Source organism: Priestia sp. 179-F W1.4 NHS, assembly GCF_045369295.1.
Taxonomy (GTDB): domain Bacteria; phylum Bacillota; class Bacilli; order Bacillales; family Bacillaceae_H; genus Priestia; species Priestia zanthoxyli.
Window position 1 is genome coordinate 1,364,453 of sequence record NZ_JBIQFF010000001.1, and the last position, 13,300, is coordinate 1,377,752.

Below are 13,300 nucleotides of genomic sequence, written 5' to 3' on the forward strand. Positions count from 1 at the left end.
TCAGATGATATACTGAATCAACGAGGGAGGAATAACAACATGAAGTCAAAAGAGAGAATATATGTGTATGTGATTGCTTTATTTTTAGTTTCAATTAATTTACGAATCGGTATTACATCCGTATCGCCTATGCTTGAGACCATACGTAATCAGCTGGGATTGAGCAATGTTACAGTTAGTTTTTTAACAGCTATTCCTGTGTTATGTATGGGGTTGTTTGCATTGTTTACAGGAAAACTTGAAGGGCTGTGGGGAGCTGAAAAAGTGATTTCTTTTTGCTTAGTGGTGATTGGAATCGCGACGTGTATGAGAGTGGCCGCACACTCAATATCTGTTCTTTTAAGCAGTGCTTTTCTTTTAGGTGTAGGTATTGCCATCGCTGGACCGCTGTTATCGGGATTTATCAAAAAGAAATTTCCGAATAGAATAGGCCTCATGATCGGAATTTACTCCGTGGGCATGGGAACGGGCGCTTCGTTAAGCGCAGGGCTGACGGTACCTTTGCAGCATGTACTGCACGATTCGTGGAATGTAGCTCTTGCTAGCTGGAGCGTGCTGGCCGTGATTGCTCTCATTGTTTGGTCTCCGATTGCGCGTAAATCTCAGCAAGCGTTTGGCTCCAGAAAAAACAAGCTGCCGTTAAAAAATAAAAAAGCCTGGCTGTTTACGCTTTTCTTTGGGCTGCAAGCCGGCATTTTTTACTCTGTGACCACTTGGCTAGCGCCAGCAGCACACGATTTGGGCATGAGTAATCAAAAAGCGGGTACGCTTATTACCGTTTTTACGTTCGTTCAAATGGCGTTTAGCTTTTTAATTCCAACGCTAGCTGATTATTATAAAAACCAAACCTTTTGGCTTGCGAGCAGTACACTGTTTGCATCAGCGGGTTTAGTTTTCATTCTCTATCCTTTAACCAGTCTTTGGTTTTCTTCGATACTATTAGGAATAGGGCTTGGAGGACTTTTTCCTTTAGCACTTATGCTGCCGTTAAACGAGACAAATTCGCCTCAAGAAGCGAGCTCATGGACAGCTATGATGCAATCAGGGGGATATATTGTAGGAGGGTGCGCTCCGGTTTTATCTGGTTTTGTGCGCGATATCTTTCATACAAATACGCCGTTATTTTTTGTTTTACTTGTTTTAACAATTTGTTTGCTAGTGCTTACTGCATCCATGCACAAGCGTTCAGAGGTGAAAGAATTATCACATGATGAAAAAATCTATTGATTTAAAAAAGGAGAGAGCATATGGCAGATCACTATCAAGTTCAGTCGCTTAACTACGGAAAAATTGAAACACTTACGTATGGAAAACGAACGTTTCAATCAGCTATTAGAAAAACAGCAGCAGATGAACCCGTCTTTTTAAGTAAGTTGGGGCTGGAAGGTGACGAACAGGCGTACAAAGATCATGGAGGAGTGGACAAAGCGCTATGTCTGTATCCTTATGATCATTATGAATATTGGAATAACATCATCCAAAACCCTGTTAAAAGCGCGTTGTTTGGAGAAAACATCACAACCGTTGGATTAACAGAAAGGAACGCGCACGTCGGGGACATATTTGCATTTGGTGAGTCCATTATTCAAGTATCTGAACCTAGAAATCCTTGTTACAAGCTTGCTGCAAAATATGAAGTGCCGGATATCGTTGTGAAAATGAGAGACACGGGCTATACAGGATTTTTATTTCGCGTTTTAAAAGAAGGCATCGTCTCAGTACAAGATGATTTGATCCTTCTTGAGAAAGATCCGAACGAAGTTTCTATCTCAGCAGTTAATGATGTGAAATTTAAAGACCGGTTTAATAAAGAGAAGCTGGATAGAGTTCTGCAAGCAGAGGCCTTGTCAACTAGTTTAAGAGAGAGCTTGCTGAAGCAGCTTCGTTCTGAATAATAATAAAGTTGCTAAAAGATATGAATATAAAAAATGAAGTGATAAAGCTAACCCTACTAAGTTAGCTTTATCACTTCATGGCGTTTTTCAATACGTTTTTCGATTTTCTCGATTGCTTTTTTATCTTTTAGTAATGCTTGTTTATTTTCTTTTACTAGCTCTTCAAATGATTTTTTCTGTTTAAACAAACTAACACTTCTTTCTCACTATCGTGTTTTTTAATGATGAGGGGGGATGGTTATTTATCCTCGGCATTAAAATGAAACGACTTCTCAGACTTTGCGATCACAACAGTAGCTAAAGAGTTTCCTACGACATTTAAGGCTGAACGGCCCATGTCTACAAAGAAATCAACTGCTAATAATAAAGCGACTCCTTCTGCAGGTAAGCCAATTTCTTTAGCTGCAGCTAACAGCACAACGATGACAGCTGAAGGGACGCCTGCTAATCCTTTCGTCATAAGCATTAATAAACCAATAATCACAATAATTTGTTCAAGACTAAGAGGTAGGTTATATACATTGGCAAGAAAGATAATCGCTACACTGATATAGATGCTAGCTCCATCTAGGTTAAAAGAATAGCCCGTTGGTAATACAAAAGAAGTGACAGAACGTGACACTCCGAACTTTTCTAATCGATGAATGAGCAGCGGCATAGAAGCCTCTGAGCTGCGCGTTGTAAACGTTAATAAAATTAAATCTCCGGTTCTTTTTAATAGTTCCTTATAAGGGATACGGAAGATAAGTGCGATAATAGGAAATACAACAAATGCCGTAATGGCAAAAGATAAATACGTAATACCTACAAATTGACCTAAAGAAAGCAAGCTGCCAATCCCGTATTTAGCCACGCTAAAAGAGATAAATCCAAATACGCCAACCGGGGCAAATGATACCGCGTATTCGACTACTTTAAACATCGCTTGTAGCCATGCTTCAAAAAATGTAATAACGGGCTTCGCTTTCTCTTCAAGTGATGTAAGAGCTAACCCTACAAAAATACCAAAGAAGATAATCGGTAACAGCTTTCCTTGAGCCATTGCTTCTACAATATTGCTTGGAATAATACTTAAGAAAAACTCTCCGAAATCGATCCCTTTTGCCAGGTTGCCTAATGAAGAAGTATCCACTGCACTTACATGCATATGTCCACCGACATTTGTTACTTTAGCAATGAGTATTCCTAATATAATCAGCACGGTAGTTACAATTTCAAAATAGAGAAGGGTTTTAAACGCGACTCGTCCTAGCTTTTTTGTATCATGCATCCCTGTTATTCCTAATACGATTAACGGAAAAACAAGAGGAACAATAACCATTTGAATAAGCTGGATAAACGCTTTTCCTACTATTTCTAACTTCAAACCAACTTCTTTGCCAAAGTAGCCAACCATCAATCCAAGAATTAATCCAATAATTACTTTTAATCCTAAATTAAGCTTAAATCTATTTTTTGTAGCCATCTGTCTAATTCTCCTTGTAGTGTAGTATTGTGTATGTTTTAGTAACCTTTGAGAATTAGACAGGTACACATGCTGTTATTATGCTTATTCACTATGGAAAGTGCGTTCACCTTAATTACCTCCTTCAAATATCTTTTTACATACTAAAACAATTATTCCTATAAGTAAAGTATGGATTTTATTTATTTTTCCCGTTTTTATCTAAAATTACTGGGTTTACTTCTAAAAAAAGTAATATAAATAAAGTCAAAAAAAGCATAAAAACCCTAATTTGATAGGGTTTTTATGCTTTTAATAATGAACAATAAGATGATGGAGATATCATACCTTATAATTCTTATAAAAATACTATAAATTATATTTTATATATGGTATTATGTTTACAGAATTTAAAGGAGTGTGTATGATGCCGTTTAGTTATGTTTCTCACTTATATTGTCCTAAATGTAAAAAAGAATATAGTCCAAAAGAAAAACATCAATTATGTGAATGTGGCTCACCGCTATTGGTAGCGTATGATTTAGAGAGATTGAAAGCTAACTTGACTCCAGAAGATGTTCAAAGCAGGGAACCAAATTTATGGAGATATCATGAGCTGCTTCCAGTAGAAGATCCAGAAAACGTTGTTTCCTTAGGTGAAGGGATGACGCCGCTTATAAAAATGCCTAAGCTAGGTAAAGAAATGAACATTCCAAACTTATATATGAAAGATGAAGGCATCATTCCAACGGGATCATTTAAAGCTAGAGGCGCCGCTGTAGGGGTGTCAAAAGCAAAAGAACTTGGCGTTGAACAGTTAGCCATGCCTACAAATGGAAACGCCGGAGCTGCTTGGTCGCTGTATTCGTCGCGCGCTGACATAAAAGCAACCGTTGTGATGCCAAAAGATGCGCCTGTTATTACACGAAATGAGTGTGCTGTCGCTGGAGCTGACCTTTACTTAGTCGATGGACTTATAAGTGATGCGGGTAAAATTGTCGGTGAGGCTATTAAAGCCTGGGGTCTTTATGATGCTTCTACGCTTAAAGAGCCGTACCGAATCGAAGGTAAAAAAACAATGGGCCTAGAAATTGCTGAACAGTTTTCTTGGAATCTTCCTGATGTAATTTTATATCCAACAGGAGGAGGCGTTGGCTTAATTGGAATCTATAAAGCGTTAAATGAATTAAAAGAGCTTGGCTGGATTAAAGGTGATCTTCCTCGTTTAGTTGCGGTACAAGCTGAAAACTGCGCGCCTATTGTAAAAGCATGGAATGAACGAAAACAAGAATCTGAATTTTGGCCGGATTCTTCTACCATCGCCTTTGGTATCAACGTACCAAAAGCAATCGGGGACTTTCTTGTTTTAGAAGCCGTATACAATACAAATGGATGTGCGATTGCGGTCGATGAAGATAAGATTGTGGAAGAACAAAAAAAGGTTGCGCAGCTTGAAGGATCGTTTATTTGTCCGGAAGGTGCGGCTACATTTTTAGCTGCACGCCGTTTGCGAGAAGAAGGCTGGATTAAAGAAAACGAAACGGTTGTTGCTTTAAATACAGGGCTTGGAGTTAAATATCCAAACACGGTAGATATTGAAGTGCCAATTTTAGAGAGAAATGGCAGCCTTACTAAAAAATAAAGCAAGTGAAAAAATAGATCTCTGTCTAAGCAGAGGTCTATTTTTTTATTCTATCGGAGATAAAATGTTTATCTAATGTAAAAAAATGTAATAAGTGTGAATCTTTATATTCAAAACTATACGGGTGTATTTAGGTTTAAAGTTCGTCCTATGGGGTATCTAAAAGAAGAAAGAGAGTAACTTTCTATCTCGAAAAACAGCGTGGTGAGGGAGTGGAGATGGCATGTTAAGAAAATTGAATAATATGACAAAAGTAGCACTGTAAACCAGCTTGCTTTTACAGTAGAAAACTTACTTGAAGCCACGAATGATTATACGTAGAAAGGAGTTGAATTTTTATCCCTCGAATCCCAGCCAACCCTTAAAGTTTTATTCTATGGACCGAATCATCCAGTGCTGCACTTGTTAGAACGAGCTTTATATTTATTTTTGAAGCTACATAATTTTTGTAATAGAAACAGTGTATCTATTACAAAATAAAGCTTATATCTAATGGGTTGAAACAATAATTGTCAGATAACCTGAGTGGAAATTTATACCAAGAACATTGTGAACCAAATGCGCTATCTTTAATGACTAGTTACTATTTCGGCGATTGTAATTCCATCAAAATCGATCCCTATTTTAGGCAAAAACCGTTTTTTTAGTAGCAACGAATTGTACGTTGAAATAAAAAAAGTTTATTTTGGTTTTAATTCATTTATTTATTAGTGTTTCTTCCTCAGCTTTTTTCGGCTTCAAACCCTTTAGCCATAACCTTTTTTAATATTTAACATCACATGAATAGTTTTCGTTTTTTACTTAAAAATAAGAAGTGTTCCAACACATTTACAAGTGAAATACATTAAGTCAAATTTGACTTTACTACTCAGTCTTGTATAATCATATACCGCGGAGGTGACGTGATGAAATGAAGTTTAACAAGAAAAAAATTAACGTCGTAGATATTGACAAAGCTAAAAAAAGCGTCTTTGCTACAGGAGTAGGAAACGCGATGGAATGGTTTGACTTTGGCTTGTATTCATATTTAGCCGTTATTATTAGTCAAAACTTTTTTAGTGCAGTTGAAAATGATCAGCTCAAATTAGTGTTCACATTTGCCACATTTGCGATTGCCTTTTTAATGCGTCCATTGGGCGGTGTTATATTCGGTAAAATTGGAGACAAGTTAGGAAGGAAAGTCGTTTTAACCACCACCATTATTTTAATGGCCTTTTCCACATTACTCATTGGGTTGTTACCTACATATGATCAAATCGGTATATGGGCACCCATCCTTTTATTAATTGCACGAATCATTCAAGGTTTTTCAACGGGTGGTGAATATGCTGGTGCGATGGTGTATATTGCAGAATCGTCTCCAGACAATAAGCGAAATGTGCTTGGAAGTGGACTAGAAATCGGTACACTTGTTGGCTATATTCTTGCTTCACTGCTAGCCAGCTTACTGTTTTTTGTTCTCTCGGATAAACAGATGGCCTCATGGGGCTGGAGAATTCCCTTCTTATTAGGATTGCCTTTAGGACTTATTGGTTTTTATTTACGAAGAAGTTTAGGGGAAACACCTATTTTTGAAAATGAACTTTCCAACGAAGACGAAGTTGAAGAAGAAAGCTTCCTCTCTATTTTAAAAAATCACAAAAAAGACGTGTTTGTTTGTTTCGTAGCCGTGGCTTTCTTTAACATTACAAACTATATGCTATTATCGTACATGCCTTCTTATTTGAATGAAATTATTGGTTTATCAAACACAGTTGGTACGGTATTAATTACGGCAGTTATGATTTTAATGGTGCCGCTTGCTCTTATGTTTGGAAAACTGAGCGACAAAATCGGAAACAAGAAAGTTTTCTTAATCGGTTTAGGCGGATTGAGCTTACTGTCAGCATTTTCGTTCTATTTAATCAACTTAAATGGTTTGGTTTTTATTTCAATCGGTATTCTTATTCTAGGTGTTTTACTTGCTACGTATGAAGGAACAATGCCAGGAACGCTGCCAACGATGTTCTACACAGATATTCGCTACCGAACATTAGCGATTACGTTTAATGTTTCAGTTTCTATCTTTGGTGGAACGACGCCATTAGTTGCGACATGGTTAGTTCACGCAACGGGCAATCACTTAGCTCCAGCGTTCTATTTAACGATTGTGAGCATCATCGGATTTTTCGTAATCTTGTTCCTGTTCGCGAACACGGCAGGAAAATCACTGAAAGGTTCATACCCTACAGTTGCTTCTAAGTCTGAGTACAATGAAGCGGTTGAAAATCCAAAAGATTCATTATGGTGGCACACAGAGCAAACAGAAAAATAAAGTGAATAATACGCAGCTGCTACATTCACTGCTGCGTAAAATAGGAACACTCAAAAAGAGCCTTCTCTTTGTATAGAGCTACAAAGAGAAGGCTCTTTTTATCGTTCGATGATTTATTCCATTTCCTGTATTTGCTATCTGAGGTTCCGTATGTTACGATTAAATTAATTATTTTTGTTCGGTATAGGATTGAGAGAAGAGAAATCTCTTCAATAGAATTTTTTATCTTAAGATAGTATGGTTGGACAAGGGTAGTAATACAACCGTGGAGTATTCCACACCAGGAGGCACTATTATGGAACAAGGTACAGTGAAATGGTTTAATGCAGACAAAGGCTTCGGCTTTATCGAAATTGAAGGCGGAGACGATGTATTCGTACATTTCAGCTCTATTCAAGGTGAAGGCTTTAAGTCGTTAGAAGAAGGTCAAAAAGTAACGTTTGACATTGAACAAGGTCAACGCGGAGCACAAGCTGCTAACGTTCATAAAGTAGCATAATTAATCCAACGTAAAAAGACTCCACATAGGGGTCTTTTTGCTTTGGATTTTAATAATTAAAAAAGAAATGATTTTAAAAAGGTTACTTTAAACATAAGTATAGACATTGGAGACAAAAGCCAGTAAAGAAGAGCTACCTATATCCTGTGTCGTAAATAAATAGAAAAGAATTCCTTATAGCTGTAGAACGATAGGCTTTAGGAGCAGGTATTAAGGTATCAAATATAACTAACCTTCATTGGACTAGCCGTTAGAAAAGTTTGCTGACTATCAGAATGCTGCTAACGTCTCAAATATAAGCTGCACATTATATTTCCCGATAAATAAAGTTAAAAATTTGATTGGTTTTGATACGAGAGAGGATGAAGGATATGAGTATAAGCTTATTTGCTAATGGAGAAACAGTAAGTATAAAAGCATCTAATGAAATAGTGATCATCTTAAAAAGTCATTATGTGAAAAATATGAAAAGATATTCTTATACAGTTGATAAATATCCCAGTACATTTTTCTTTGAAGAAGAGTTAATGAAGCACGAATCATAATTATTCATGAAGAAATATTGATTTATAGTTTGGATTCCGCCAATACTATGCTATACTGAGTTTACCATTTGTATTACCGATTACTATTTTTGTATTAATAAGCCCTATTCCTCAGTGGATAGGGTTTTATTATTCCATTTTCAAAGTAATGAAAAAGACAGACTCCATGGAGTCTGCCTTTTTCTATTTATGATGGATTACGCTTTTTGAACGTTAGTAGCTTGAGGGCCGCGTTGACCTTGTTCTACTTCAAATGTAACTGCTTGACCTTCGTCTAAAGATTTGAAGCCTTCGCTTTGGATTGCTGAGAAATGTACAAATACATCGTCTCCGTTTTCGCGTTCGATGAATCCAAAACCTTTTTCTGCGTTAAACCATTTTACTTTACCTTGTTCCATAATTGTTGCCTCCTAGTGTGACACGCACACATTGTGTTACTATCCTTGCTCAAATCTATAGACGAAAGTTATGTAACTTATCAATCTTTGCCGAACAAAAATAATTCTCCTTAAACTTAACAGAAATGATGACGTATTGCAAGGATAGAGTCTGTACAGCTAGAAGTTCTCCTTTGTCTATTTTGCACTATGTGAGCTAAAAACCGATACGTAAGCCTCCTCAGTTCAAATAAAGAGAATGTTTGTGGTACACTTAAATAGTAAAAAACATTTAAAAGCGAGGAATTATATGAACACAACTAAAAAACACCACAGGCCTAAGCGGCTAAAAATTGCTTTCCGAGCACTAATGGTCATTATCGGAGGGATTATTGCAGCTTACGGCTTAGAAACTGTCTTAATTCCAAACCACGTCTCAGATGGAGGAGTAACAGGCATTAGTATCGTTGCGTCAAACCTATTTGGCTTACCACTAGGAGTTCTCATTGCGGTTATTAATATTCCTTTTGTATGGTTAGGATATCAACAAATCGGGAAAAGTTTTGCTATATTTTCCATCCTCGGAATCGTCTCACTAGCTGTCGGTACAAGCCTCATGCATCATACTCCAGCGATTATTGAAGGAGATACACTACTCGTAACCGTTGTCGGCGGTATTATCCTTGGTTTTGGAATGGGAATTGCACTGCGTAATGGCGGCGCGCTAGATGGCATCGATATGCTAGCTGTACTGCTTTCTCGAAAATTGCCGTTTGGAACAAGTGATCTTATTTTGTTCTTAAATGCGTTTGTCTTTATTTTTGTTTCATTAGTATTTGGTCTGCAAGGCGCGATTCTTTCTGCAATTGCATACTTTATTGCATCCAAAGTTATTCACATCGTAGAAGTAGGTCTAAGCGGATCGAAAACCTTCCAGATTATCACTTCTCAGCCTGCGTTAATGGTAGAGACAATACGTGATCGTTTAGGTCGAAGCGCTACATATAAAGAAGCTTACGGCGGGTACTCTCATGAGAAATTCAAGGAAATCACATGTGTAATCAACCGCTTGGAAGAAAGCAAAATGAAAGAAATTATCAATGAAATTGACCCGACGGCTTTTGTTACGGTATATGACGTAGCCGAAGTTAAAGGCGGTAATTTCCGCAAGAATAATATTCACTAACATCATCAATACATTGTAAGAACACTCTACTACACCCTTTTTTACTTAGGCGTGTAGAGATAAGAAAAAGCAGCGTGATGTTTTACATCCGCTGCTTTTTTATATAGAAGCAATTGTTACTCGGAAAAGCCACATACAACTTCTTCCGCCGTCAAACAGCAGACTCAGATAGCCTACGTGTACCATATGTATTTGTATTCACTTTCCTCTCGGGCTGTATTTAACAAAGCCAACAGAAAAAATCTCTGAACGTAGAAGAACAGAGATTCAACAGAATGATGATTCTTATATCATACAAAGGATGACTTTTCCTGTCTCAGAAAGGTCATCTTTATCGTACCACCACCAAGGACTTGGCGATGTGCGTTTTCTCACAGCGGGGGAAGAAAAAATCTGCTATTGTATAGAGGTCGGAGTAAACTTTCTTAATTATGTGCGCTTCTTTCATATGTATCGAACCTGCTGACTGAGATCAGCAGGTTTTTTTATGCTATGGGCTAGCTGTCCTCTTCAAGCGGGCAAGACCGGTTAATCTTTATAGACAAATAGACTTTATACCATTTTACCCATACGTAAAATAGGTTAAAATAAAGGGGTGAGGCGTGGAGAGAAAAGAGAAGAGATAAATAAAAGGTATTTAACATCATAATCACAAACTTGATGAGTGATTGTACTAAATGGTGAACGTTGAAAGGGGATACATAGTTTTGAACACAAAATATCTAGATTTACTTGCACAAAAGTATGATACGGAAGAAAAAGTGGTAACCGAAATTATTAACCTTGAAGCTATTCTTCATCTGCCAAAGGGGACTGAACATTTTGTCAGTGATTTACACGGCGAGTATCAAGCTTTTCAGCACGTGCTGCGAAATGGTTCAGGGAATGTAAAAGAGAAAATCAAAGATCTTTTTAAAAATGTATTATCTGACCAAGAAATCAATGAATTTGCGACATTAGTGTATTATCCTGAAGAAAAATTGCCGTTGATTAAAGCGCAGTTTCGAAACAAAAAAGAACTGTATGAATGGTATAAAGAAATCATTGACCGTATGCTTAATCTCATCTCGTACGCTTCTTCTAAATACACGCGCTCTAAACTGCGTAAAGCATTGCCTGAGCAATTTGTGTACATCATTGAAGAATTGCTGTACAAAACGGATGAATTTACAAATAAAGAACAGTACTATACAAAAATTGTGCAGCAGATTATTTCTTTAGGGCAAGCCGATAAGCTTATTATAGGGCTTGCTTATACGACGCAAAGATTGGTTGTTGACCATCTGCACGTAGTAGGAGATATTTATGATCGTGGACCTGAACCAGATAAAATTATGGATACGCTCATTAACTATCACTCCGTTGATATTCAGTGGGGAAACCACGATGTGCTATGGCTAGGCGCTTTTGCGGGCTCGAAAGTGTGCCTTGCCAATATTATTCGGATCTGCGCGAGATACGACAATCTAGATATTATTGAAGACGTATATGGCATTAACCTGAGACCGCTGCTTAACTTGGCGGAGAAATATTATGATGATAATCCTGCTTTTAGACCAAAAGTAAGCTCGAGTGACAAACTATCCGATCACGAGCGACTACAAATTACGAAAATTCATCAGGCCATTGCGATGATTCAGTTCAAGCTTGAAAGTCCGATTATAAAAAGACGTCCTTTCTTTAATATGTCAGAAAGGCTGCTGCTTGAAAAAATTGATTATGATAAAAATGAAATTACGATATACGGAAACACGTATCCGCTAGAAAACAGCTGCTTTGCAACGGTGGATCCGGCGCAGCCTGATAAGCTATTAGAAGAGGAAGAGCAGGTAATGGAAAGACTGCTGCTTTCCGTGCAGCATTCGGAAAAGCTGGCGAGACATATGAAGTTTCTTATGAAAAAAGGCAGCCTTTATTTGAAATACAACGGAAACTTATTAATACACGGCTGCATTCCTTTAGATGAAGAAGGAAACATGGAAAAAATGACGATAGAAGATAAAACGTATGCAGGCCGTAACTTACTTGATGTGTTTGAACATTATTTACAGGAGGCTTTTGCTCACCCTGAAGAAACGGATGATTTGGCAACAGATATGGTCTGGTACCTATGGACAGGAGAATATTCATCACTCTTTGGGAAACGCGCCATGACGACGTTTGAACGATATTTTATCAGTGATAAAGCAACGCATAAAGAGAAGAAGAATCCATACTACTATTTACGGGAAAATGAGGAAGTCTGCCAAAACATTCTCGCAGAATTTAATTTGAATCCTGATCACGGTCATATTATTAATGGTCATACGCCTGTCAAAGAAATCGAAGGAGAAAACCCGGTCAAAGCAAATGGAAAGATGATTGTTATTGACGGCGGTTTTTCAAAAGCGTATCAATCCACAACAGGTATCGCTGGATATACATTATTATATAATTCTTACGGCATGCAGCTAGTCGCTCACAAACACTTTAATTCAAAAGAAGAGATTTTATTAGAAGGAACGGACGTTTTATCCGTAAAGCGATTGGTTGATAAAGAACTAGAAAGAAAAATGGTTTTAGAAACAAACGTCGGAGAAGAATTGTTAAAAGAAATTTCGATTTTAAAAGATTTACGAAAATATCGCTATAGTTAAAGATAAAAAAAGAGCAGTATGCCCCGGGGCTTCTGCTCTTTTTTGTGTAGCCACTACACCGTCATTTCCCAGCTCGACATTTCCAGCCAGTGCTCTTGTTCACGATAATCGGGCATGATTTTCCCGACAAGACGCCAAAAGGAACGATCATGATTCATGTGAACCATGTGGCACATTTCATGAACGACTACGTAATCAATGACGTGCTGCGGTGCCATTGCCAGCCGCCAGTTGAAGGTTAGCTGACGCTTAGAATCACACGTGCCCCACGCTTTTTTGCTATCGGAAATCGAAATGGATCGCGGCTTTGTTTTAAAATGTTTTTGATAGGAGGAGATACTTTTGGTTACGAGCGCTTTACATTGTTGATAGTAAAAACGTTTGAGCGCTTGTTTTATTGCTTCATCGTCGTGCTGATTGACATAAATCTGAAGCGTGTTCGCTTCAAACACTACAGAATCCTTTGCAATGGTCGAATCGTGATGAATCTGTATCGGATAGTTTTTTCCTACATACAAAAAGCTTTCTCCGTGTTCATAGACTTTTTTCTTGGGTCCATGCGTTCTATCTTTCATTTCATTTATTTTTTGCTGAATCAATGCCCAGTTGTTCTCTAATAACATACGTACTTGTTCAGTAGAGGTTCCTTTAGGAGCAAGGACTTCGACCGTTCCGTATCCGTCTACTTTAATTGCAAAAGAACTTCGGTTTTTATATCGTATTTCATAATGGATACTCTGATTTGAAAAAGTGTGTATCATG

At 37.6% G+C, this 13,300-nt stretch carries 12 protein-coding genes; 8 read left to right on the forward strand and 4 right to left on the reverse strand.

All coding sequences use genetic code 11. From position 1 onward, the window contains the following. Positions 1-39 precede the first annotated feature (39 nt). The gene (locus tag ACH0CI_RS07245) at positions 40-1,227 is read left to right on the forward strand and encodes an MFS transporter (RefSeq protein ID WP_406901154.1); all 1,188 of its coding nucleotides are present in this window, start codon (positions 40-42) and stop codon (positions 1,225-1,227) included. Between the two features lie 20 nt (positions 1,228-1,247). After that, the gene (locus ACH0CI_RS07250) at positions 1,248-1,895 is read left to right on the forward strand and encodes an MOSC domain-containing protein (RefSeq protein ID WP_406901155.1); all 648 of its coding nucleotides are present in this window, start codon (positions 1,248-1,250) and stop codon (positions 1,893-1,895) included. 56 nt (positions 1,896-1,951) lie between these two features. Here ACH0CI_RS07250 and ACH0CI_RS07255 read toward each other — a convergent pair whose 3' ends face one another. Both ACH0CI_RS07255 and ACH0CI_RS07260 read right to left on the reverse strand, forming a co-directional pair. Beyond that, positions 1,952-2,083, reverse strand: a complete 132-nt coding sequence (locus tag ACH0CI_RS07255) for an FbpB family small basic protein (protein ID WP_080754487.1) — start codon at positions 2,081-2,083, stop codon at positions 1,952-1,954. A gap of 50 nt (positions 2,084-2,133) precedes the next feature. After that, positions 2,134-3,360, reverse strand: a complete 1,227-nt coding sequence (locus ACH0CI_RS07260) for a dicarboxylate/amino acid:cation symporter (protein WP_406901157.1) — start codon at positions 3,358-3,360, stop codon at positions 2,134-2,136. A 406-nt stretch (positions 3,361-3,766) separates the two neighbouring features. Here ACH0CI_RS07260 and ACH0CI_RS07265 point away from each other — a divergent pair, with 406 nt between their 5' ends. The 4 genes from ACH0CI_RS07265 (at position 3,767) to ACH0CI_RS07280 (ending at position 8,339) form a co-directional block, all read left to right on the forward strand. After that, complete coding sequence (locus tag ACH0CI_RS07265) at positions 3,767-4,981, forward strand: threonine synthase (protein ID WP_335707858.1); 1,215 nt, start codon at positions 3,767-3,769, stop codon at positions 4,979-4,981. Positions 4,982-5,891: 910 nt separating this feature from the next. Next, the gene (locus tag ACH0CI_RS07270; protein ID WP_033580232.1) at positions 5,892-7,295 is read left to right on the forward strand and encodes an MFS transporter; all 1,404 of its coding nucleotides are present in this window, start codon (positions 5,892-5,894) and stop codon (positions 7,293-7,295) included. Positions 7,296-7,590: 295 nt separating this feature from the next. Then, positions 7,591-7,794: a cold-shock protein gene (locus ACH0CI_RS07275; protein WP_013056405.1), complete on the forward strand. Its 204-nt coding sequence runs from the start codon at positions 7,591-7,593 to the stop codon at positions 7,792-7,794. 371 nt (positions 7,795-8,165) lie between these two features. Next, positions 8,166-8,339: a hypothetical protein gene (locus ACH0CI_RS07280; protein WP_014459100.1), complete on the forward strand. Its 174-nt coding sequence runs from the start codon at positions 8,166-8,168 to the stop codon at positions 8,337-8,339. Positions 8,340-8,536: 197 nt separating this feature from the next. Here the strand turns inward: ACH0CI_RS07280 and ACH0CI_RS07285 are convergent, their stop codons facing one another. Continuing rightward, positions 8,537-8,737, reverse strand: a complete 201-nt coding sequence (locus ACH0CI_RS07285) for a cold-shock protein (protein WP_025908891.1) — start codon at positions 8,735-8,737, stop codon at positions 8,537-8,539. A 289-nt stretch (positions 8,738-9,026) separates the two neighbouring features. Here ACH0CI_RS07285 and ACH0CI_RS07290 point away from each other — a divergent pair, with 289 nt between their 5' ends. Together ACH0CI_RS07290 and fbp are read left to right on the forward strand one after the other, a co-directional pair. Next, the gene (locus ACH0CI_RS07290) at positions 9,027-9,902 is read left to right on the forward strand and encodes a YitT family protein (RefSeq protein ID WP_013058095.1); all 876 of its coding nucleotides are present in this window, start codon (positions 9,027-9,029) and stop codon (positions 9,900-9,902) included. A gap of 707 nt (positions 9,903-10,609) precedes the next feature. Continuing rightward, on the forward strand, positions 10,610-12,538 hold the full coding sequence (gene fbp, locus ACH0CI_RS07295; RefSeq protein WP_328174313.1) for a fructose-1,6-bisphosphatase: 1,929 nt from the start codon (positions 10,610-10,612) through the stop codon (positions 12,536-12,538). A gap of 53 nt (positions 12,539-12,591) precedes the next feature. On the opposite strand, the gene ACH0CI_RS07300 is transcribed toward fbp, so the two are convergent. After that, entirely contained in the window at positions 12,592-13,299 is a 708-nt protein-coding gene (locus ACH0CI_RS07300) for a M48 family metallopeptidase (protein ID WP_335707860.1), read from the reverse strand. Position 13,300: the final 1 nt, after the last annotated feature.